The organism is Flavitalea sp., from assembly GCF_035489435.1.
Lineage (GTDB): Bacteria > Bacteroidota > Bacteroidia > Chitinophagales > Chitinophagaceae > DATHKG01.
In genome coordinates, this window is the sequence record NZ_DATHKG010000023.1 from 1 (window position 1) to 25,085 (window position 25,085).

At 41.6% G+C, this 25,085-nt stretch carries 15 protein-coding genes; 4 read left to right on the top strand and 11 right to left on the bottom strand.

Annotation, left to right across the window (positions count from 1 at the left end):
* The 6 genes from VK664_RS03740 to VK664_RS03765 form a co-directional block, all read right to left on the bottom strand.
* Positions 1–438 (bottom strand): histidinol dehydrogenase (locus VK664_RS03740; RefSeq protein WP_461397268.1); only part of this gene is annotated, 438 nt, incomplete at its 3' end.
* A gap of 47 nt (positions 439–485) precedes the next feature.
* A complete protein-coding gene (locus VK664_RS03745; RefSeq protein ID WP_461397269.1) occupies positions 486–2,756 on the bottom strand; it encodes an alpha-amylase family protein in 2,271 nt (756 codons plus the stop codon).
* A gap of 141 nt (positions 2,757–2,897) precedes the next feature.
* Positions 2,898–4,334, bottom strand: coding sequence for a RagB/SusD family nutrient uptake outer membrane protein (locus VK664_RS03750; protein ID WP_461397270.1), 1,437 nt, complete (start codon positions 4,332–4,334; stop codon positions 2,898–2,900).
* Between the two features lie 22 nt (positions 4,335–4,356).
* Complete coding sequence (locus tag VK664_RS03755) at positions 4,357–7,515, bottom strand: SusC/RagA family TonB-linked outer membrane protein (RefSeq protein WP_461397271.1); 3,159 nt, start codon at positions 7,513–7,515, stop codon at positions 4,357–4,359.
* A 530-nt stretch (positions 7,516–8,045) separates the two neighbouring features.
* Complete coding sequence (locus VK664_RS03760; RefSeq protein WP_461397272.1) at positions 8,046–9,215, bottom strand: FecR family protein; 1,170 nt, start codon at positions 9,213–9,215, stop codon at positions 8,046–8,048.
* 64 nt (positions 9,216–9,279) lie between these two features.
* A complete protein-coding gene (locus VK664_RS03765; RefSeq protein ID WP_461397273.1) occupies positions 9,280–9,888 on the bottom strand; it encodes an RNA polymerase sigma-70 factor in 609 nt (202 codons plus the stop codon).
* 260 nt (positions 9,889–10,148) lie between these two features.
* Between VK664_RS03765 and VK664_RS03770 the strand changes: the two genes are divergently transcribed.
* From VK664_RS03770 to VK664_RS03785, 4 genes are all read left to right on the top strand, one after another.
* Positions 10,149–10,307, top strand: coding sequence for a hypothetical protein (locus VK664_RS03770; protein ID WP_461397274.1), 159 nt, complete (start codon positions 10,149–10,151; stop codon positions 10,305–10,307).
* Positions 10,286–12,664, top strand: a complete 2,379-nt coding sequence (locus VK664_RS03775; RefSeq protein WP_461397275.1) for an ABC transporter permease — start codon at positions 10,286–10,288, stop codon at positions 12,662–12,664. Before VK664_RS03770 ends, VK664_RS03775 begins: the two co-directional genes overlap by 22 nt.
* 438 nt (positions 12,665–13,102) lie before the next feature.
* A complete protein-coding gene (locus VK664_RS03780) occupies positions 13,103–15,340 on the top strand; it encodes a 2OG-Fe(II) oxygenase (protein ID WP_461397276.1) in 2,238 nt (745 codons plus the stop codon).
* Between the two features lie 264 nt (positions 15,341–15,604).
* Positions 15,605–17,383, top strand: a complete 1,779-nt coding sequence (locus VK664_RS03785; RefSeq protein ID WP_461397277.1) for an NUMOD1 domain-containing DNA-binding protein — start codon at positions 15,605–15,607, stop codon at positions 17,381–17,383.
* 797 nt (positions 17,384–18,180) lie between these two features.
* Here the strand turns inward: VK664_RS03785 and VK664_RS03790 are convergent.
* From VK664_RS03790 to VK664_RS03810, 5 genes are all read right to left on the bottom strand, one after another.
* Complete coding sequence (locus VK664_RS03790) at positions 18,181–20,112, bottom strand: LamG domain-containing protein (RefSeq protein WP_461397278.1); 1,932 nt, start codon at positions 20,110–20,112, stop codon at positions 18,181–18,183.
* Between the two features lie 337 nt (positions 20,113–20,449).
* Positions 20,450–21,916, bottom strand: a complete 1,467-nt coding sequence (locus tag VK664_RS03795) for a lamin tail domain-containing protein (protein WP_461397279.1) — start codon at positions 21,914–21,916, stop codon at positions 20,450–20,452.
* A 436-nt stretch (positions 21,917–22,352) separates the two neighbouring features.
* Positions 22,353–22,730 carry a T9SS type A sorting domain-containing protein gene (locus VK664_RS03800; protein ID WP_461397324.1) on the bottom strand — a complete coding sequence of 126 codons (378 nt, stop codon included), beginning with the start codon at positions 22,728–22,730 and terminating at the stop codon, positions 22,353–22,355.
* 37 nt (positions 22,731–22,767) lie between these two features.
* Positions 22,768–23,274 (bottom strand): hypothetical protein, encoded by a 507-nt coding sequence (locus tag VK664_RS03805; protein ID WP_461397280.1) that lies wholly within the window; start codon positions 23,272–23,274, stop codon positions 22,768–22,770.
* 182 nt (positions 23,275–23,456) lie between these two features.
* Positions 23,457–25,028, bottom strand: coding sequence for a M81 family metallopeptidase (locus VK664_RS03810; RefSeq protein ID WP_461397281.1), 1,572 nt, complete (start codon positions 25,026–25,028; stop codon positions 23,457–23,459).
* Positions 25,029–25,085 lie beyond the last annotated feature (57 nt).

The following is a 25,085-nucleotide window of genomic DNA, read 5'->3' on the forward strand; positions in this document are numbered from 1 at the left end:
TTTAACACCTGCAACCTTAGCAGTTAAAATGCTCATATGTGCAGATGCCACCATGGGGTATCTTCCACCCGGGATGTAACATCCTGCACTATTAACAGGAATATTTTTATGCCCTAGTATAACGCCGGGCATAGTTTCAACTTCAATATCTGTGATAGAAGCTCTTTGCTGTTGTGCGAAAAAACGGATCTGCTTTTGAGCAAACTTTATATCATCAATTACCTGTGCGGGAACTGATGCTACAATTTCATTTATCTGCTCCGGGCTTAAACGAAAGGATTCCGGGCTCCAATTGTCAAATTTTTCTGAATACCTGCGAACTGCAGCATCACCGTTTGTTTCTATGTCTTTAATAACTTCACTTACTACCTGTTTTACTTTTAAATCGGCCTCCTGTATTTCCGATATACTCTTTCCCCGCTTTAAGAATGTAGCCATGTAATAACGATTTATACTTTATAAAAAAATTAAACCCAATTTGTTCGTCAAGCCTTCATCTGTATGTGTACGGCCGCAAAATCTTCCAGCTTACTAATGTTCAGTTCAATGTTTTGGCCGTTAGTAGTAACCTTACAGGAGCCCTGGCAGCGCAATACTTTGTGACTCTCTACCGAACGGCCGTCTAATTTTAACTTCACATTTATGCCATTGACTGGTATCAGTTCACGTATAGGACGAACAGGACCCGATGTTGTATTTACAAGCGACAGTATATATTGCCCGGGCTTAATCAGTGATTTTGTTAAACCAATATTTACACTTGATGGAGCATTACTTTCAATCGGTATCGAATTGCCTGCAAAAAGTCTTATTGTCCTTAACAGCAGATTACGGGAATCCGGATGACCCACCTGGTAACTTAACAGGTCCGGCTGGTTCGCAAAATACATCACTCTGCCTTTGCCATATGCATTCTCAACAACGGTTGGATATTCTGTAGAAAACTTATCAACCCACGATTTATCAGGTGGCTGGTTTTGAATGGTAGGAACCCAGGTACAGATCACATCCGCTGACTTTGCCGGCTTGCAAAGTGCTGTAAAACCAGCGTTAAACAACAGTTCCGTCTGGGCACTATCGGGCGCTACCAATGGGTGCTTTTTATTTAAGATGAACTGGTAGTTGTCGCGACGGGTGTTCTCTTTTTTACCCGCATAGCTAACACCAAACAATTCACTTAACCCATAGTCCTTTCGCTCTTTACCATTCGCATCATAAAGACTAGTGGCATAGGTCGCTATTAAGGTACCACCATTGCTTACATATTCTTTCAACAACGCTATTTCTCCATCACCCATGCACCTTACATTGGGTAAAACGATCACTTTGTATTTACTTATTCCCTCACTGGTTGCCTGGTCATCAAGTATAAAATCGTTGGGAATATGATTTTCCATGAACAAGTTTTCCCAACCCCGCATTTCATTACCAAACTGGTCGCCTTCTTCAGATTTTTTATGGTATGATAAACGGGTTGACCGGGAATAATAAATACCAATATTCGCAACTGGCACATGCTGCTCCAGCAATTTTTCATTTGCCTTTACAAACATGTACACATCTGTTTCATTAAAGGCATTCCGGTTGTCGGAGGTTTGGGTAGGCACATTTGTAAAGTAACAATTCCAGAACCTGCCACCAGCAGACAAGATCTGCCACAACCAGATCTTCAGATCTATTGGCGGATCAATTACCAACCGGTGTGAGGTTCCATTACCACCATACATTACAACCGCTTCGCGGTCAGGCACCATCGATTTTAGAAACTTAATAATCGTACTGCCATAATTAAGATCATAATAATACTTATCAGCCCCTCCTCCTGTTAAAAAGGCTACACTAACCAAAATATCGAAATGATCTTTGGCATTCTTCAGATCAATCCCCCATTCTGCGTCAGTTCCCAAACCATAAAGGCTAAATACTTCTGCTGTGTATACTTTATCGTTTCCAAATGATTTTATTGTTTTCTTTAAACGGATCATGTACTCATCCGCTACCTGGCGTTTCCACACCAGGTATTCATCCAGGTCTGCTTCGGAAGCCGAACCGGCAACCGGGATTGCCTTGCCCAGAGTTTGCTTATAAGCTTCCTGGCAACGTGAACAATAACATATACCACGGTAGCCTGGTGAATTATGCCAGATTCCATCTACTGCGTAATTCTTTAAGACATAACTCACGTATTCGTTGGCATACTCATTACGATGCCTGCCCAGGTAACAGGATTCATACAGTTGAGGCTTAGTCCAGTTCATTATCACCGGCTGTTGTGAGGCATTACGCATAAACCAATCCGGGAATTTTTTATAAACATGTTCCTCAACCCCGCGAAAGTCGATTCTTGCAATAACTTTAAATCCTGCTTCTTTACAGGCAGATGATATCTCCTTTAAGATATCCCGCTCGCCCATGATACGATTGATATTGGCTGCGGGCAAAGGATTCTGGAAGAAATCAACGATGCCCCCGGCGTTCACACAAAGGGTATTGTAGCCGCCCTTTTTCATGTAATCGATAACAGCTTTTGCATCGTAGTTCTTTGCATCGATTTCACGTAATACGGTATGCATAATACGCAATGGCTGCTGGTACCAAAGAAGCGGTCCTTCCGCGGCTTTATCACTAATTGTTGCAGCTTTACTAAAAAAAGGAGTAAGCATGAACCCACCGGCAACTACTGAACTATATTGAATGAAACTGCGGCGTGGCAAATTACCACCTGGCAAAAAATTTTCTTCCGTATCTACTGGCATCAAATTTATTTAATTCATTAAAAGATATCGCAAACCCCCTGTTGATTAAACAGGCAACTAAATGATCGGCGCTTAACTCTCATTTCAAAGTAACTCCAGGTAATTCCTCACCTGGAGCTACGATGTTGTAAAGAATAATAATTAATTATAGCCCGGGTTTTGCGGCAAAATAGCATCATCGTTTATCAACTGTATCTGGCTAAGAGGCACAGGGAAAACAGTCATATAAGCTTTCATACCTTTTGATTCCATTTTTGCAAGAGCTCTCCCGGTCCTTACCATATCGAACCATCTGTGTCCTTCAAGATATAATTCAAATCTTCTTTCCAGGTAAATGCTTTCGCGGGCCTGGTCTTTATTGAGTCCTGAGAGAGGTGTTAAACCTGCACGAACATGTACTTTGTTAAGATTATCAAGTGCCAGCGGAGTTTTATTATTTTCATTTAGGGCTTCCGCATACATTAACAGCACATCAGCATACCGAATTACCTTCCAGTTTGCCTTGCTGTCGTTCATACGCACTGTTTTAGTAAAATATTTTTTGGTGAATGTTCTTACATCAAAAGTCGGTGTCGGAATATAAACACCGTTATTATCAGTATAACCTTTTGCTACAGTGATATCTTTACGCTTATCGTTGGCGGCAAATAAAGTGAACAGTTCTTCTGAGGGAGAACCCTGGCTGGCACCCTGCCCGGTTATCCCATAAAAATTCAGAACGTTTGCATAAGCCGGGGCAAAGTTATTCGTGAATGCACTGCCCAGGTTGATGCCTTCCTCGTATTCAATATCAAAAATGTATTCGCTGTGATGTTCATCCTTTTGATAATTGAATAATTCATTGAAGTCTGCCAGGAGGTTATAACCCATGGTAGTTACTTCCTGTAGTTTGGTTTCAGCTTTAGGGAAATTTTTACGTGTCAGATATACTTTACCAAGCAGCGACTTTGCCGCACCGCTGGTTGCCCTTCCCAAATCGGCACCAGTATTCCTGGCGGGCAATTTTGTTTCGGCGTCTAACAAGTCCTTCTCGATTATGTCGTCATAAATTTTGTCTACTTTTTCCCTGGGTACCTTATAGGCTTCCGCGGTAGTCAGAGGAGTGACCACTGCAGGAACATCTCCAAAAATGCGAACGAGGTCGAAATAAGCAAGTGCTCTAAGAAACCTTGCCTCCCCGATGTATTTGTTCTTGTTCGTAACGACAGCTGCATCGGCAGTTTCAATTTTCTCCAGCAGCAGGTTACAGCGGCTGATCATGCTATAGTAATTGCGCCAGCTGCTTATAAGCAAATTATCATTGATATTTATAGAAAAGTTATCAATACCAACCTGGGTAATAGAAGTTAAAAACTGTTGTTCAGTGTCGTCACCAGCAAGGTCTCCAAAATTCCAGATGTTTGGTCCCTGCCTGGTTAATATACTGTAAGCACCTACAATAGCATCCTGGAAATCCTTATCCGTTTTGTATAGTATATCAACGCTGACAGTTGATTCCGGTGTCAATTCAATAAAATCTTTTTTGCAGGACATCATTAGAAACAATGATGTTACCATTAAAATATTTATCTTTTTCATTCTCATTAATGTTTAAATCATACTAATTTTTGAATCCGATATTTAATCCTAAAACCAGGCTCCTGGGAATAGGATAATCACTAAAAGCGCGACCTGGCCTCAGGGGATCTTCCAGGTTGCTTGCCTCAGGATTAAAGCCGAGGTTCTTTGAAAAAGTAAATGGATTGTTTGCACTTGCATAGGCTCTTACCGAACGAAGCCCAAGTTTACCGGCAATTGCTTCAGGAAGCGCATAACCAAAATTGATGTTTGTAATTCTCAAAAATGTTCCTGTATCGAGAAACCATGTGCTGAACTGGCCACGAACATTTCCTGTTGGAGCATTGTTGGGCCGGGGTGTTTGACCGTCGCCCGGTTCCTGTTCTGATTTCCAATAATTGTTAAGGGCAGAAAGCTGGGGAAAACGCCCCCTGGTTGCCATCGATGCTGCTCTTGATTCATCAAATATCAAAGCACCTTTCGATCCCTGTAAGCTAAAGCTCAAACTGAATTTTTTATAAGATACCCTGTTGGTCATGCCATAGTAGAAATCAGGGTAAGGAGAACCAATGATTGTTTTATCCAGGTTATTGATTACACCATCTGGCTTTCCGTCAGGACCACTGATATCCTTGAATCTTATATCGCCGACACGTGAACGGTCAACACCGGTCGGATTAAAAATCGGACCGCTGTTCAACTCGGCCTGGTTCATAAACACCCCGTCAGTAATCCAGCCGTAGAACATACCAATTGGTTGACCGATCATTGTGATATGACTATTGCCGCCATAAATCGGATCTCCAGTAGGTCCTAATTTAACAACTTCGTTTCTGAAAGATGAGATGTTGAAATCGGTGGTCCACTCGAAATCTTTGCCTTTTATGTTTGTTGTTCCCAAAGAAAAATCCCATCCATGGTTTTTCACCTCCCCAATGTTCTGCAAAGAGGTACTAAACCCGGTAATATCAGGCACATTAACATTCAGCAAAAGATCCGTATTGGTAGATCTGAAATGATCGACACTTATACGTATGCGGTTGTTCAGGAATGACAGGTCAATGCCGATATTAAGCTGGCGTTGTTTTTCCCATGTTAACAATGAGTTCGCAAGCTTTGCCTGTGAAAAACCTCCGGCTACCCCACCACCCAGCACATATCGTTCATAGTTGATCGTCGCAAACTGCTCGTAGTTTCCAATGTTGTTATTACCTGTTTCTCCATAGCTGGTCCTCAATTTTAACTCACTGATAAAGTCCAGATCCTTCATGAAATTCTCATCGGATACGCGCCATGCCAAAGCGGCAGATGGAAAAAATCCATATTTGCTTTCAGAGCCAAACCGCGATGAGCCATCGGCACGAAAGGAAGCAGTGATATAATATTTACTCTTATAATTGTAGTTTAGTCTTCCCAGGTATGAAAGAAGTGACCATTCAAATATCTCAGAAGAACCGGCAGTGATAACCCCACTCGTTGCATTTAAGGTCGGAACCAGGTTATTGGGAAACTTGTTACTGGATAAGGTATTGATTTCGGTTGTTTCCTTTTGGGCAGTATATCCGCCAAGGACCGAGAAATTATGATCGCCTACCGATTTACTATAATTGAGCGTATACTCTGTTAACCAATTGTAGCTCATCGATGCATTATCTGTTCCAAAAGCTGGTTCGTTGAAGAATGCAGGGAGTTGTGGTTTAAACCTGTAACCTTTATTATTCTGTACAACACCACCTGCCATTACATTAAACTTAAGATCATCTGTTATCCTATACTCCAGGTTAACATTTGCAAACAGGCTGAGCCTCTTTTGCTTATTAGTGATCTCCCTGGCCAGGGCAGCAGGGTTTTGAGCATTGGAGGTCACATCCAATCCGGGAATAAAAACAAAATAGCTTCCATCCGGATTGTATAGTGGATACATCGGGTTTACACCGAAGGCGCTGCCTATTACACCTTCATTGGATGAGCTACTCGATCCTGTTGCAGTTATGAGATTCCTGTCGATGAATGAAGGATTTAAATTCATCTTTACTGTGATCTTTTTGGAAAGCTTTGCATCGATGTTCGCCCTTAGAGAAAACCGTTGGAAGTCGCTGCCTACCACGATACCGTCCTGGCTTAAGTATTCGCCACTCAGGGCGTACTTGACATTTTCGCTGCCGCCGGTGGCCGATAGTTGTACCTGGTGCTGTGGTGCAGTACGCAACACATCATCCAATGCAAATTTGTCGTAGGTCAGCTTACCCGACATCACGTCTAAAGTAGTAGGTGGTACCGGGATAGCCCAGTTTTCGGGTGGCCCTGAAACATTATTGCCAAGATCAATATTGTTTTGTCGCAACCCTTCATAATGATATTGCGCAATCTCCATTGAATTCATGTAATGAGGTTTCATCGAAACTTGCTGCCAACCAGTGTAGCCACTCATTGAAATGTTTGCTTTCCCACTTGAACCTCTTTTAGTATTTATAATGATAACCCCATTTGATCCACGGGAGCCATAGATAGCAGTAGCCGAAGCATCCTTTAAGATATCCATGCTTTCAATATCATTCGGATTCAGGTTTTCAATATTACCTGTCGGAAATCCGTCTACTACATACAATGGACTTCCGCCTGCAGAAATACTTCCGATTCCTCTTATCCGGATTTGCGGAGCTGCACCTGGCTCACCGGAAACGGCTTTAACCTGTACCCCGGCAACCTTTCCGGCCAAAGCCTGGTCAATACGCGCAACCGGCAGATCCTGGATGTCTTTACTTGAGATAGATGATACAGAACCAGTAAGATCCTTTCTTTTCTGAGTACCATATCCAACAACTACTACCTGTTCAAGCGCAGCCGTAGTGGAAACCATCTTTACGATTAGTGATAAAGTGGCATCATCTTTTAGGTTGTAGCCAGATAAAGTCTGGGTTTCAAAACCTACTGTGGAGAAAGTAAAACTGTAAGGCCCTCCTGCGGGCACACGTAAAAAACTAAATGCGCCGGTACTATCGGAGCTGGTACCTAAAGTGAAGTTGGTTTTGACATTCCGGAGAATAACAGAAACACCCGGCACACCTTCACTTTCGTTATTTTGTACCACGCCTTTTACAATGTTGTCTTTTACCTGCGCATTTACAACATTTGATCCAAGAATAAAGAGGAGAAAAGAAAGGGCATAGCAAGCCCAGGACTTAATTCGATTAAATCTCATACGACAGCAATTTTAGAATGTTGAAATAATTATCTGCACCATTATATGCACGAACACACAAGTGAAATATACCTGCTAAGTCCGGCACTTATGGTTAAGTGAATGATGATTTTTATCAAATACATCTATCACTAAAATAAACCTGGAATTCTACCTGTTACTTTCGTTACCGGTAATTGTTCCGGGAAAAAATTTGAAATAAAAAATGTTTGTGTGTGTGCCTGGAAAAACTTTAATAAATAGCGCTACTATCTACTGACACGTTATTCTATGAATACCGTGAGCTTTTCAAGACCTGCACAGATGAATAAGAACAATATCTTCTGATAATGAAAATATTGGTTTGCGACCACTAATGTCTGATGGCTAACGCGACAACCATGATACGAAATCTCGTTTGCTTACCAGGGGTTCTTTTTAAGGGATAGGTTCAGTAATATTGAGGGATCTAAGATCTCAATGACGGTACAACACTACAAATGAATTGTATTGAGATGCGCATCTTATTTAATAACCGTCACGATACCTTTTTATAGTTTGCTGATTATATATTTATTATCTTTTTTCGTCACAGTCAGGTTATTCAATTTCGCTATCTGTTTTAACACATCGTCAATGGCTTCCGTTTTCTTAAACATTCCTATGAAATAAACCTTCTCCAGATCTTTTGCATCGTATCTGATATCGACCTTATACATGCTTTTAAGCTGATCGAAAACCTGGCTTAACAACTCATTATTGAACATGTACCATGAGCCTTTATCAAATGGAATGGAAGGATTTTCCATTGCCTCCTTACCGGTATTTTTATTAGTTCCTTTAGGACTCTGCTTAGCTACTCCAAAGTTCCGGACGCTGGCAGTAGACTTTTTCTTATCATATATAAGTTCCTGTCCCGGAGACAATATGAAATCTTTATTGAGATGTTTTTTAACCTCATCCCCCGAACTCACCTTCACTCTTCCCTCAAAAAGCCTTACGGTAATATGTTGAGAGTTACTATAGGCCGTCACAGTAAAGTTTGTTCCCAGCACAGTAGTTTTAATATCGCTGCTAAATACAGTGAACGGTCGTTTTTGATCCTTCACTACAATAAAGTTCGCTTTACCTTTTAAAGTGACATTTCGTGTGTCTGACGCAAACGGTTCATAAAAAGCAAGTTCACTTTTCCCCTCTAAAATCACTCCTGATCCATCGCTCAATTTTAATACCCGGGGTTTATCTTCATTGTTAATCTCCGTTCGCAAAATGGGTTTGACAACGACTGGCAACTGATCAACTACCACAACAGATCTTTCAACAGTTTTTTGTTTGTTGAAATATTGCCAGCCAAAGCCAACAACCAGGAGCAATGAAGCTGCGACAGCAGTTGCAGCCACTATGCGATAAACCTTTGATCTTATAGCGGTGTCAGCTATATTTAAGCTTTCGTCCCAGCTACCAATGACTTCTGTCTTCTCCGCCTGGTACTGGTTGTTCCCTATGTTTTTACTAAATTGATCCCACTCTTTATTTATATCAATTAGTTCAGATGTTCGTGTAGCACCAATTAAGCCGATGGTTTTTTTTAGTTCCTGCAGATAATCCTTGTTTGCATCGTCTTCATTTATCCATTGGCTAACAAAGGCTTCCTGTTCAGCATTCGATTCATTTAACAAATACAATGTTAGTAATTGGTCTAAGTTGCTGTTATTGTTCATTTACTTGAATATTATACGGATCAGCAGTGTTTCACCCCTACACCAGGAAAAAATATTTTTTCAACTAATTGTGATGGAGAATATATAAAATAAAAAAAGGCAGGTAATCAGCAAGTTTTTGCCTGAGTTTCAACAAGGCCCGGCTCATTTGGGTTTCCACCGTTTTTATCGATATACCAAGCCGGGATGCAATTTCAAAATATTTTAATCCTTCATACCGGCTTAACTCAAAAACTTTTCGCATCTGCGCAGGTAGTTCTAAAACAGCCTGATCAACATGATTTTTTAGCTCTTTAAAATCTGCTCCATTATACTCAATTGCTTCTCCGCGATCCCCCTTGCTTTGAATGGCGTATTTTTCATATTGCTGTTCTACTTTTCTGTGTCTCAGTATATCTAAACAGATATTGGCGGTTATTTTGTAAGTGTAAGCTTTCAAAGACAGGGAGGGTGATATATTGTGCCTGTTTTCCCAGAGTTTTATAAATGCACTGTGAGTGGCTTCTTTGGATAAATCAATATCGAATCCAAATTTATACTGGCAAAACATACACAGATTCGTAAAATTGTCTCTGAAAAACACTTCAAATTCGGTATCGCCAATACAGGTTTGATTCATCTCTTCTTTTTCGGCTTGATTACACGCAGAATCAGAAACTGCTTTCAATTGCATACTTTCAGCTTTATTACCAATAAAAGACAAACTAACTAAAAAAATCAAACTTCCGACATAAAAGGCAGTGGGGAATCAGTATATAAGAGCTATAACCGCGAACACATCAATCGTGACTTCTACCCCATAAAAGCTGGTTTTCGTCACGTTTCGCAAAGGCTACGGCAATCTTTTGCACTATTGTTGATATTTTAGTATTCAGGCAGCTACCATTCATCATCATTTTTCAGAATGCAGGTTAAATGACCTGTAATATTTGCATGAAATCGACGACAAAAACTTTGAAACCAGACAGGAAAGCAGATGTCTTTGTATTGAGCATCAAGGTGACCGGCCTGGCGAGGAATGCAAAAGCAAGTGAACATTACCAATTCTTTCCAAATGAAATCATACTGCTATGTTTAAGAACTTCTTCCTGACCGCCTGGCGTAATCTATACAAGAATAAATTATTTACGGTATTGCATGTATTTGGCCTGGCGCTTGGGATGTCGTTGTGTTTGCTATATATAGCCTGGTTGGTTTTTATATTCACTTACGACGACTTCCATACCAACAAGGACCGGATCTACAGGGTTACTACCCTAATGCAAAACAATGAGGAAAATCCATATTATGCCTCGGCCCCGGTTGAGCTTGCACACAACCTCGAAAAAGATATTACAGGCGTAGAAAAAGTCATCCGCATAAATACATTTCTTGGCGGGGAGATGATACACGGCGATAAAAAGATTTATGTTGACGGCTATTTTGCAGATGTCTCATTTTTCCAGGTTTTTAATTTTCCTTTAGTTAAAGGTGATAAGGCTACCGCGCTGAGCCAACCGAACTGCATCGTTATTTCTGAAACCGAAGCGAAGAAATTTTTTGGCGATAAAGAGCCTATGGGTGAAATGATTAAAGCCGGACCATATGGGGACCTGATGGTTACCGGTATCTGCAAAGATGTTCCGCAAAACTCGCATATGCAGTTCGGTGCAATTGCTTCCTATGCCACATACGAATCGCATATGAAAACTTTACCGCCGGTGAACCTGGATATCCGACAGGCGTTCATGGATGCTTACATATATATGCTGCTTTCCAAAAATGCCAAGCCGCTCAACATACAACAATCACTGAATACAATTGCAAAACAACGCTATACACAGAAGGATTTTAAAGCCTCGTTCAAACTGCAGCGCCTGGATAAAATTGCACCTGGCCCTGAAACAGCTAATTCGATTGGACCAACCTGGCAATACCTGTCAATATTCCTGGTGGGTTTAATCACCTTAATCATACTAATACCAGCTTGTTCCAATTATATCAATCTATCTATTTCTCAATCGCTGGAGCGCATGCGGGAAATCGGTGTAAGAAAAGTATTAGGCGGGGAAAAGAAACACATCTTTTTGATGTTTATCGTTGAATCAACAGTGGTGGCGCTGCTGGCACTTGTTTTTTCATATTTGATTTTTGAGGTAATACGAAAAGACTTTCTCTTTCAGATGGTGGAAACCTCGCCGATGAATTTATCTCCCACATTGACGACTCTGATTGGTTTTGTAGTATTCGCAATTCTTGTTGGTGCTACAGCAGGCGTAGTCCCGGCGCTTTATTTCCTGAAGGTTACGCCCATCAATGCATTGAAAGGAAAAGAATTAAAGTCAAGTGGTCGTTCTTATTTTCGAAAAATTATTTTAACCTCCCAGTTCATACTTTCTCTTGGCTTTACCATGGCTGTGCTGATCATGATCCGTCAGTATAATTATTCGGTTAATTATGATTTTGGGTTTGAACAGCAGAATGTCCTCGATGTTGACCTGCAAAATATCGATCCGCAGATTTTTGCAAATGAATATTCAAAGCTATCGCCGGTAAAAAAGATTTCTTTATCGTCGCATGTTTTGGGGATTGGGGCTGCGCCTGAGCAATATGTGAAAGTTTCGCAAGGGGTAGATTCGCTTAAGACTTCATCTATATCAATAAACGAAGCTTTTATTTCGAATATGAAACTGGAGTTGCTGGCAGGAAAAGATTTCAGTAATAATGCTAATGAAAATGCGCGGCACATTATTATAAATGAAGAGTTGGCGAAAATCCTGAATCCCAAAGACCCTTTTGCCGCTATCGACAGATCATTGATCTTAACTGATGGATCTGAAGTAAGAATCGTTGGTATCCTGAAGAACTTTCATTACTCGGGTCTTAAAGAATTAATCAAAGCTTTCTTTTTTGAATATAAGGCAGACAAATTCAGATTTGCGAATCTAAAATTGCAGTCAGCCGATCTCGCCAGCCTGATGCCTGCCATGGAGTCGACCTGGAAAAAGATTGGCGGTGAAGGGAAGTTCACCTCGCAGCTTTTTTCTGATGAGATAAAAGATGCTTATAGTTTTTATGTTACCATTATGAAGCTATGGGGCTTCCTCGGTATACTTGCAATTACAGTGGCATGCCTGGGTTTACTTGGTTCGGTATCCTTTACAACAAGAAAACGCTTCAAGGAGATCAGCATCCGTAAGGTGATGGGCGCATCTTCCAAAAATCTTGTGTTATTGTTATCGAGAGATTTCCTGATCCTGTTGGTGATCGCCACCTTCATCACCATACCGCTGGTTTATTTTATGTTTGATTATTTGTTGTCGACGATTCAGTCTTACAATATCCAGATCGGTATTTTTGAAATCGGCATTAGCCTGGTGATCGTGATGGTTTTGGGACTGACCACTATTCTGTCGCAAACGTTGAAGGCAGCGAATAGTAATCCCGTTAATAATTTGAGGGCGGAGTAGCATATTGGTGACCAATTAGGATGACAACCTAAAGCATGGTCACCTCTCGGAAACTTCAGTTTCAATCCGGTACCAAAGAAGGTCGGACGAAGAACAGGAAGGACAACACGAAGGAGAGTTTTTTAAGTGAGATGATAATTTGAAGCAGCGGACCCTGTCAAAAATCCGAATTTTTTAAATGACCGATATTTCAGTCAAAAACGAGTCATTTTGACTGAAATAGCGGTCATTTTGAAAAACCGCTAAAAATGAACCCTTCTGGTGATCCTTGCCTGAATTTTTTAGAGTCGTGGTATTATGCAATCTTATTATTGATTCATTAATTTCATAAGTTCAACATCCTAACCCTGAAAATGAAGTTTGCAGGACTTCCATCAACTATTGCTGTGACAGACTTTAACCTATGATTACAATTAAAGAATTCAACCAACAATAACAATGTCAGACTTCAACCAACAAATACTTGGTGTTTTGAAAAAGATCAGTGGCAGCGGCAGTTTTGTGAGCGCAGGGGCCGAACCGTTTATTTTCCCGGGAATGACAGTTAGGGATATTGGCGAAATCAGTTTTCCGGTAAATGCAACACAGGCACAGGCATTGATCGGCAAAGCCCGTAAAGCCCCGTTCGGCAAGGGAAGCAAAACAGTATTGGATACAAATATCAGAAGTGCATGGGAGATTGACGCTGATAATGTCAATTTTGAAAATAGTAACTGGCCAAAGTTTGTGCAAGCGATCGTCGAAAAGGTAAAACCTGATCTGGGTATTCAGGATGGAAAAGTTGTGGCAAATCTGTATAAACTATTGATCTACGAAAAAGGAGATTTCTTTCTAGCTCATAAAGACTCAGAAAAAGAAGCGGGAATGTTCGGGACTTTGATCATAGGGTTACCTTCAAAACATGAGGGAGGCGAACTACAGGTTCAATTCGATGGAAATACGCGCAGCTTCGAATTTTCCCAATCGACTAATCAATACCAGATCCCTTTTGTTGCATTTTATGCAGATTGTGAACACGAGGTAAAGCCACTGCGTTCAGGTCATAGAATCTGCCTGGTGTATAACCTTGTTCAGAAAAAGGGTAATAAGAAAATAAAGCCACAACAAATTGGAAACTATGCCGACCAACTCGCGATGATTCTGAAATCCGCTGAAAATGATCCCGATTTTCCAAAAATCGTATTACTCGGCCACCAATATACTCCTTCAAATTTCAGGATGAGCACGCTCAAACTTAATGATCGTCCAAGAGCGGAGGCCCTGATAAACGCAGCGGCAAAAGCCGGGTTTTATGCGAAAGCCGGATTGGTCACAAGCTATCAGATAGGAGAGTTGACATTCGATTATGATGAAAGGCCGTCAAGCCGGAGGCGTCGCTATGGCGAGTTTGGCGAACTTGATAATGAAGTTCTGGCCGAAAACGGCACCATGGGTGAAGTATTTGATGAATGTGTACAGGTAGAGCATTGGATGCCAGATGGAATTCCCCCCTTGAAAAATCTATCATTTGAAGAAGATCAGCTGATTTCGCCTATAAAACTTAACGAAGGTAATCCGGTTGAAAAAAACGAAACTGAGTATACTGGCAATGCGGGCATGGAAATGGAATATTGGTATCACTATGGGGCCATATTTTTATGGTCACGTAAAAACCACTATCAACTTCTTATAGATCAGCCAGCGGATAATAAACTAGAGTGGATCAATTATTATAATCAACATTGGGATAACCTTGATACGTCCGATCACAAGCTTATAAAAAAACTTGCAGAAGATGGTTTTGAACATTCAAACGACAAAGAATTAAATTTTGATCCTTTGGCGGAATGGTTGATCAATCTGGAAGATGAGAAATATCTTAAACGCAGCGCTGTAAAAATGTTGGTGGATCATTTTAACCAGGTATCAGTTGCAAGCTGGATTAAACTTTTGGGAAAATATCCGTCAGGTTGTTTTGAAAGTATATTTACTGGCGCCGGTGAAAGGGCTGAAGCCGGCATATTGCATCATTTGCTGGCCGTTCTTCGCGGTATAATCAATACGGGTAAAACCTACAGCGCATTCGTGCTGGCAAGGTTGAACAAGCTGCCCTCCTACCTGGAAGCTTTGAATCTCACAGAAACAAATATTAAACAAGCTGCACAGAAAACATTAAGGGAAACATTGATATTGAGTAAACTTAAGGCTGCTGATGACCCATGGTTCGAAAACACAAACAAAGCATTTACACGAAAGCTGAACCGGTCCTATGTGAATGATGTGCTGTTAAAGGTGATCCTTGAATCCAAAGAGAAAACCCGGCTTGGCGGAATGATACTTAAGATTTGCATAACGGACCTGGAGAGGAGGGTTGGCAAAAAGCCCGCTCCACCTTCAGATTGGACAAGAGCTGTTCCAGCGCACGCCAACCATGATAAAAAATGCTGGGAGATCCTGGCGCCTTTTCTACTGTCACCGGTACAACAGGTCTTCGATTATAGAAAAGCGCAAGCTGAAAGATCAGACATGGAGCATGCCATTACACGAGTCACTGTTGATCTTAAAATGGAAACAATCAGGATAGGATCGCCTCATACGCTCAGAATAAAAAAGACTCAGGCGGCCTATGAAACAAAACTGGCGGAGTGGAAAAAGGATGTTGAGTTGTTGAAAAAAGCGGGCAGTTTTCTTTTATGAGATTTTTCATTTCGGATGCTTCATCATCCAGCGGGTCTACTATTACTGCCATTGAATCAATTTGTGTTGAAGGGAAATAGCTTCTTTTTAAGGCATCTATCAAAATCGCTTCGCCCAATCCCTGGCGGTAGTAGTTTTTGCTAACAGCTAATCTCCCTAATAATACCGCTGGCAAGTCACTATATTCGGTTGTTATGCTATTGTCACTTTCACTATTTCGCCTTATGTTTACTTTTGTCTATCACAAACAAAAGTGCTTCCGGAATGCCGAAAGACTACAATAAATATCCGTTCCGCAACATGTTGCTCGAAAACATGCCAGGAGAAGAATGGGGGGATCTGCCGGGTTTTGATGGATACACATGCGTGTCGAACTATGGCCGGGTCTGGTCTTATGCGCGGCTGGTGGAGCTTTCAACAGGGCAGTGCTATTATACAAAAGACATGTTCCGCAAACAAAGCATCGCAAAATCTTATAATCAATATACAAAAGAATACTCCGAACAGCTAAGGGTTAAGATCAGATATGGAGGCATCAACCATTCTTTCATGGTAAACAGGCTCGTTTATGACCTCTTCGTTGCGCCCCTGGATACCGTTCCGGTAACTGCACTGGTCGTTCATAAAGACGGGGACAATTGCAACAATCATTTCAGCAATCTTGTGCTGATGAATGGAACCGAGCTATACATTCATGATCTTGGTCTGAAGCGAAGACCGAGATCAGGGCGGAAAATTAAGGTCGGCGAAAAAATTGTTTGGGCCGAAAATAATGCTCCAAGGCCCGTTGTACAGTACCTGTTAAACGGCAAAAAAGTAAATGCATTTGAAAGTATAGATGCCACAGCAAAAGCTACAGGTTATCATCGTTCAAGCATACGCGACTCCATAAACCAAAAGGTGATACAGTTAAATGGATTTGTTTTTAGATTTAAGGGTGACAGATACCGGGGAGAATATAAATCATTTTCTTATGAGAAGGAAATAACTCAATATAGCCTGGAAGGCAAGATTATTCGCAGCTATCCCAGTCTCAAACAAGCTTCGGACCTCACCGGGATAACTGCAGATACAATCAGCAGCTGTGCCCGGAGAAAAGGGAAACTCGGAGGTGGATTTGTGTGGCGGTTTAAAAACGAAAGATACAATGGTGAATTTGTCGGAATGATGAAAAACAAGAGAAGGGTCATTGTTCAATATCTTCCGGATGGTAAAAAAATAAACACGTTTCCGAGCATCCGTCAGGCCGCGATATTTCTAAAGGTTTCAGAAGCAACTCTACGCGATTGCGCAATGAGGAAAACAAGAATTTCCCACGGGTATGTTTGGAGGGTCGAGGGAGAAACTTATCATGGCGAATACGAACCCTATATCCGAAGCAAACCTGTGGCCCAATATTCCTTAAAAAATAAATTGATAGCCATACATGAAAGTATAGAACTGGCAGCTAATGCAAGCGGTTTAACACCCGCCAATATTCAGAAAAATGCTTCCGGAAAAAATTATACTGCGGGAGGTTTTATCTGGAAACCTGTTACACAAGAACAACGTTTTACCCTTATGGCATCCAGGGCAAAGCATGCTGCAAAAACACCTTTATTCGAAGCACCCGCTGTGAAAATCAAGACCCGGACAGGCAAAAAAGTGACCCAGTATAACCTGGCAGGCGCTAAAATACGGACCTTTACAAGTACCAAAGAAGCAGAACGTTTAACCGGGGTTCATGCAACTTCCATTTCCGCTGTAGCCAATAAGAAGTTCAATACCACTGGCCGCTTTATCTGGATTTACGGCGATGGACCGAAAAAACTTGATATTACCAAACACTTTTCATCAACCGCTGAAAAAATCAGGGCCATCAGCATTCCTGTTATTAAATTCTCCATTGAAGGCGAGCTTCTTGAGACCTTTCCAAGTATTGCAGAGGCTGCCAGATCAGAAAAAATCGCTGTAAAAACCATTTCCGCAGCCGTCAATGGAAAAACAAAGTCTGCCGGCGGATTCTTATGGGAACGAAAGCCAAATGATTTAACTCGTAGCTGATGCTCTATTTTGGATTTACTTAAATGACCGCACTGGAACACGCCATCGGGGATGATTCCACAATAAATGAAGGTGATGAAGAAAAGATTCAAATGATTGTAACCCCGGTTTTAGAAAGATCTATTCAAATTGCTTAAGCGGGTAAAATTATTGAGGCTGTCGAACCAGTGCTGATAATTTTCACTACCATAGAAAATGAAATGGATCACGTTGCAGACGAAGGGTTTACTTTTCAACTACTTGTAGAAGACTGTTTTGAGGTTCTAAAAATTTTTGCCTCTGCACTTTCCTTTCTTGCAATTTTGCTAACCGGTCTTTTACTGAACGTTGTAGAGTCTTTTCGTATTCAACGGTAATTGAAATGCCTAGTATCCGTAGTTCAGCAATGCTACACAATAGATCTGTATTGTATTCCTGGAATATGCATGTACCAGTTGTTTGCCGTGAACGGTTATAGTTTTCAGCCAATTCGCTGCGTGCTGCAGGCGCTGTGGGCGTTTCAAAGTGCGTTTCTTTGAAACATCCCGATTATTATTTCTCTTCATCGGACTCTAAAATAAGAAAAGTCAGTCTAACCCCACCCGGCCACTTAAGTGAAATCGGTAATAACAAGTCGCAGATTTTAGGAATCACGAATACACAACTCTTAATAAAAAGGTTCACTCTGTGAATCCTGGCTGTTAAAAAATCACCTAACGCCTATTCATACAATTCTGTTTTTTTCAACCCCTGCTGAGGTGGCACACCATAACTTCTCCATAATCCCACCGCTTCACCATTATTTCACCACTTCCCCATTATCTCACGACAAAGCGCAATGATGAGACCGATTTATCTTCTGTTGAAATAATATATGTTCCAGGTCTTAACGTATTGAGACGTTTAACTCCCGTTTGCAGAATTCCGCGATCAACAACACGTCCATTTGCATCGGATATATAATACTTAGCTGCCTTTGCGCCTGACCAGGTGATATCGATATTATGTCCATCGTTGCTTGTCCACGAAAGCTTTGTTGCTAAGGCTGAAAGATCAATCACCCTTACAGCTGAATAGGATGATCGACTGTCCTTATCAACTGATTTGAGCCTGTAAAAATTCTTGCCGGTCAGTGGTGTGCCATCCGTGTATGAGTAGTTTAATTTGCCGTTAGAATTACCAGCCGCATTAACAGAACCAATAGTTGTAAATGCAGAACCATCTGCACTTCTCTCAATATTGAAATGACTACTGTTAGATTCGGTTGAAGTGAACCATGAGATCAATGCCGATTCGTTGACTTTTGTTACATTGAATGCACCAAGGGTAATGGGAAGCGTAATGGCTATGGAACTGCTAACAAAGTTTGAAGTAGAACCGGTTAAACCAAAATTGAAAAGTCTGCCATAACCTGCAGTTGAGCTCTTATCTGTGATTGAGGTAAAGCCGGTATTGTTCCCTGTTGAAATGCCCTGGTCGAAAGAAAATAATCCAACGAGCCCGGCTTCGTTACCTTGCAGTGCGAAGTCTTTGGTAGCCTGGATTTCCGATTGCGTTCGGACAACGTTCCAAAGTCGCACTTCATCAATCGCCCCGTTAAATCTTTCAGATCCGGCTGATTCTACCATACCAATATGCAAAGGCATACCAACGCTGGTTCCATAGGTCATGCCAAGAGTTCCTATAGGTGATCCATCTACATAAACTGTAGTATTAACGCCATTACAAACAAAAGCCACATGGTACCATTGCCCGACATTAAATAAGTGATTAATAAACGACACTACAGAATTGTTCCACATACCTATTCGCGTGTTAGATACATGAATACTGAACCGTGTAATACCAGCTGTATTTCTCAGGCCAACAATCATTCGGTTATCTACGTCAAGAACACCTGGTTTCATCATGAATTCGATGGTTCCGCTACTGAAGTCATAAGCTGGGTTTGGCTCAACGCGCACATAGTCATCCAAACCATCAAAATCTACTGCATTGTATGCAAACTGAACAGGTGATGCAACCCGGCTTCCGTTAAATATCGTTCCGTCTAATCCTGAATTAGCAGTGCTGTTAACTGCTGTAGTTCCACTTGCCTCATTGAATTTGTAATATGCTATCAGGTTTGGTGTATTTGAAGGAAGATTGGATAACATAGTTTGTTTGATTTGCGCTGCCGTGCGATTTGCGCTCCAGATTCGAACTTCATCAACCTGACCCGGCAAGAAGCGTGGATCACCTGCTTCGGACCACTGTCCGATTTTTAAAGTGCCAACATTAGCAACTCCGGTTGATATATCACCGGCTCCAGTCATACCACCAACTGCAACACCATTTACATATAAACGTGCACTGTTTCGGTCAACGCCATCCCAGGTACCAACGATATGGTACCAGGTATTAATTGCAATACTTGCCGGGTAGTGGATAAAATAATAATTATTGACATCTTTCATCAGGTAAAAATAAATCCCTGCATTGGACACCAGCAATTCCATACCATTGGTGAGGCTGGACTTACTCACAATCTCGCTGTATCCGGGTGATAAAGATGAAAATCGAGCCCAACATTCCATTGCTTTCACGGAGGTTGTTGTATTAAACAAAGGATCATTTCCACAATCAACATAAGTGTTTGTACCGTTAAACGACAAGGCATCGTTTTGTGCAGATCCGGTGAGCGGAACTGAAAACATGAAAGCCAGGAGCATACTAAAAAAGCTGGAATGACGGGAGGAGAAAAGACGCATAGGGGTTGATATTAGATTGTTAAAATTGTCAGGTAAAAATAATGGAAAACAGTTTCGCTTTCTTTTCCTCTTACATAAACTAATAATAGTACCTAACACCGCCTAAGTGTAATCATTGAATTATGTTTATTCTTTTTAATGTGTCCGGGGTTTTATAACGGTCATACACAGCCTTTTTTTCGGCATGATTCAATTCGCGATATCGAGTCAGCGTATTTAGCACACAAAACTGCTAAACAAACTGGTATTTTCCAAAGCTGCCCGATTTTGACTGATGTCACTAAATGTCCTGATCCCTGCTATTCGGAGTATTCGGGAGCCAATGTCTTAATTCTATTTAATCTTTAAGCAACGATAATGTAATTCGTTGATTCAACGATTCTCCTTCCAACGCAAGCTGATAAATTCCTTTTGGGAGGAGCCCGGTGTTGATCGGTATTACATTTTTGCCCGGGGTTAGCATAAACTCTCCCTGTAACAACGATTGTCCCAGCGGATTGGTGATCCTGAACGAACACCTGCAGGCAGAGCGGGAAACAATACTCACAAAGGCATTGGATACTGTAGGATTCGGCCACATACGGATATCCTGAATTTTTTCTTCCGCAATTGTTAAAACCCTGGAGTAGTAGTCAATATTTGATTTACTGATGAGGCGGATGCGGTATTGATCAACATTTGATACAGGCGCCCATAAACTGGTTTCCTGTGCATTGAGAAAAGCAGCGGGTGAAAAAGTATTTACTGCTTTGAATCCGGCTCCCGACTTAGCTTCAATAATAATGGATTTTAAACTATCCAGGCCTGCTATCGAGGCTTTGAAGTAACGCCTGTTATCCCGGGTTCCATCAGCTTTGAAAGATATGACGCTATAAGGTAATAACACCCCGTAACAGTTGAAGATAAAAAAGTCGAATGATTGCAGATTACAGCCTGATGAGGACCCCACTGTGATCCGGTAGCGCCCGTATGCAAGATTATCGATATCAATAGAAGGTGCACTGTTGTCGGACCCGGAGGAATAAATATCTGTGTCTTCAAAGACGTTATTGGCGTTTGCATCGAAAGCAAGCAAATAAGTCATTGGAAATAAAGAGGCCAGGTCTGGAGCACTTACACCAATAGAAATACTTCCCGTAGAACCACTACACTGCGATGCGTTTAATGTTGTAAATGTATAATTGGCTGACGAAGTGCTTCCTGTTTTGTTTGGCGCTCCTGCACTGATCGCGGTAGTCTTCACCCAACCGCAGTCTCCATCTACACGCCTTGAATAACTATTATCAATACCCGTGGAAATACCAATGAATTCATAAGAGATAGCCATCCCGTCAAGGTCAAATGTTGTTGCAGTACAGGCTCCTCCAATGGAAGAGGTAGTTATCGCAACAGATGCCGAAGGGGTTGACCTCGAAACCGCATCAAGCACGTTGCCGGACGGATCCATCAACACGATTTTTTCATTCGCGCCTCCTCCGTTTCTTAAAAAACCATCGCCGGTAGTTGGGACGGGTTTGTCGGTACAATTACAGGTAGTCCAGTTAAGATCGACTACAACTCCACTGTCGGTGTTTCCACAGTCGGCAGCCAGAATATCGCGGCCAGACAGCACAAAATATTCTCCTGGTTGCAGTATAGTATTAGTTGGAATAGTGACTGCATATTGTCCATTGGTTACAACATAACAACCGATATTCATCGGACCAGGGCCGAAATTCAGGAGCTCAATATATTCGCTGCTGGTATTACATCCCGACCAGGACATGAATTCATTGACTACAACTCTTCCCTGGCCAAATGACATGGTTTTAAGTACCAATAATATAACCAAAATTAAGCCTGGCCTCAGGATATCGTTTCTACAAATTTTCAATTCAGGGTATTGATCGTGGTAAATTAATAATGGAATTTCCTTCTTGCAAGCTTGTAAGTGTTTATACATACAAGTCAGATCTTTTTGCCCGGAGTTTTGCAAAAAAGCAAACCAAATCCATCGGTGGAATTATTCCGTTCAACCCACCGGAACATTCGTGTAAACCTGTTACAATATGAGTTGTGATCGTATTTGGCGGACGACGAAGAACAGGAAGGACGAACGAAGAACAGGAAGAACAAGACGAAGTAGAGTTTTTTAAGTGAGATGAAAGTTTGAAGCTGCGGACCATGTCAAAAATCCGAATTTTTAAAATGACCGCTATTTCAGTCAAATAGGGCCTATTTTGACTGAAATAGCGGTCATTCTAAAAAAACCAGGAAAAGCTGTTATATGGTTTGCCTGTTTTGTGCCGAATACAAAATCTATCTGCGCAATATAACTTTATAGAATGTCCGTTTCTCCGTCTTGATGTTAGTATAAGTGTATACATACCGGAAGGCAATGTCATAACGTTCAGATCTAAACGATCCATTCCCCTGATGTCCTTTGCAATCATAACAGGTTTTCCATGCATCCCTGTAATACTTAAACTTTGCCATTGATCCGCAAGATCGAGGTTGCGCAGATACAAAACACCGGAAGCAGGGTTAGGAAAAACGCTTACCCCATAAACAGTTGCAGGATCGGGATCCCAAAGCCAAAGTACTGCATCAATCAGTGCAGCTTGAATCTCTATCTTAATCGTTTATTTTATTCCGTCTCTTCGTCTCATCGTCTCTTCATCTCTTCATCTCTTCTGAAAAAGCATGCCTCCAAAGACCATTTATATCAGCAGTATCAATAGTTGAATTTCGTCGGTAACGTTTATTTTTAAAAAGCATGGTTCCGTTATTAATTGTTAGGGTATCAGTTCGAAGTCTGCGGATTGTGTCGCCGGTAAATTTAATAAACCGATATACATTTCTATATTCCGCGATGATTAAACTATCAGATACTCGCATTTTTCCCAGGTATAAATTATAGCCAGACTCTGTATACAGGTAAATTGTGTCTTTATCACCTGGCGCATTTGTAGATTCAACCATTAAAAATACTGACCCTCTCAACGAAAGGGTAGCAAATGAAGCGTATCTGAAGTTCCGGATTTCCGGATCATCAATATCAGGTCGCTCCCAGGCAATACTTTCCGGTACCCAGGTGCCGTCGATATTAGTTGTTGCGGAAATCACATCTGGTTGCGAACACGAAAGTGCAGAGATCAACAGAAAAGATAGCGTCCGGATCATGAGTAAAAAATTTGCCAAAAAGATTATCATCCCAATTCCTTTGGCGCGAATAATTTGATCGCTTTGTTCACCAATAAAAGCTGGTGTTACATACTTCTCCGATTACTCTTTGAATTTAATTAAGATGTCTTTTTTTGCACATTCCATATTATCTGACGATACCAGGTAAATACATCGAGCACTCACTTTCCTGGCTCTTGTCCAGATATCGGTATCAGCCTGGCTGATAAATCCGGATCTGCCATATCCTTATCAAATGGAAACATCGGTCGCTTGATTCGTTTATAAGGCAGTTGTTCGATCGCCTGGTCTACTCCACCTGGAGTCAGTGCCATGATCCAGTCTGCCCGCATGGCGTACAATTCTGGCTGGAGGTAACCAATCTTCACTACCACGATATCGGTTTTGCGTGGTGCAAGATTCAATCTTGTGAAATCGACTTCGTTGTGATATGGTTTTCTTTTTTGAGTGACTATGATGTATATGCTCCCGGTTTTGATGACAACTTCAACCACTGCATCCTTATCGCCTTTTGCAATTGAATGAACAGTGCCCTTGATATGTGCCGGCGGAGAGAACCTTGAATCGACTTTTGCACCGGCGTAGCCATCAACACTGCCACCAATACCTGCCTCGACTGCCTTAGCTACCAATTCCGGTCCGGGGATAGAAGCATAAATCAAAGAAGGACCGTCAGCTGATTTAAACCTGGAATCATTGAGCAATTGATTGAGCGTCCAGGTAACATCTCCTGCCCCACCAGCTGTGGGGTTGTCTCCCATATCGCTTATAAAGAATGGATGTTTTGAACTTATTAATGCGGAATCAAGTGTTTGTTTCCATGGCAAGGTTGGCGCAACAAATCCAAATTCTTTTCGGGCGGTCCAGAAACGCTTTGCTAACTGTTCAGCAGCGGTAGTCACAGCAATTTTATCATCACCGGTCACCATTACCACGGCATGATTGCGTGGTTCATCTGCCCAGGCATAACCGATCCAGATCGCCGCGTCGGTTACCCCTTGCCGTTTGGAAGCGGGCTCAACCTCCGCATAGATTGATTTACCCGGTTCGATCCGCGTGCTTGTCTTTTCACCCGGCAACAATACCGGTATTGGTATCCAGGCTTTAAACGCAGGCTTACCTTTTCCGCCTTCAATGCGGTCCAACAAGTTTTCAATTGCACGACGTTTTGTATCCATGGCATCTTCATGTGGAGCCATACGATAGCAGGTTATAAGATCGCTATTCCCCGCGAGTGACTCTGAAACATTGCCGTGCAGATCCATCGAAGTCGATACGATGGTGTTGTATCCAACCACTTCTCTTATTCTTTTTAAAAGATTCCCTTCAGGATCATCGAGGCCGACTACACTCATAGCTCCATGGATGTCAAAATATAATCCATCATATGGTCCGTTCTTTTTCAACGAGTCCAGCAATCTAATGGTTAAAGCTTCATAAGCCTCACGCGTAACCGCACCGCCGGGAAGCGACTTACCGACAAGTACAGGGATCCATTCGGCACGTTTGCGGAGAGAAGAATCAGTGGCCATGAATCGATAGTTTTTGAAAATATCATTACCGTATTTAGCGTGGAAGGCTGCTGAATCGGTTAATGCAGGAGAAAATGTACTCGACTCTATACCCAGTCCCGCAATGGCGATACGCGGATGTTTCGATTTTAAAATTTTCTCCTGGCATGCCAACAGGCAAATGGAAAACGAAATGAAGAATATGATTGATTTCTGATTCACATATTATATTTTATTCAAGATAACCATATCCGTCTATATTGAAACCTATTCTGACAC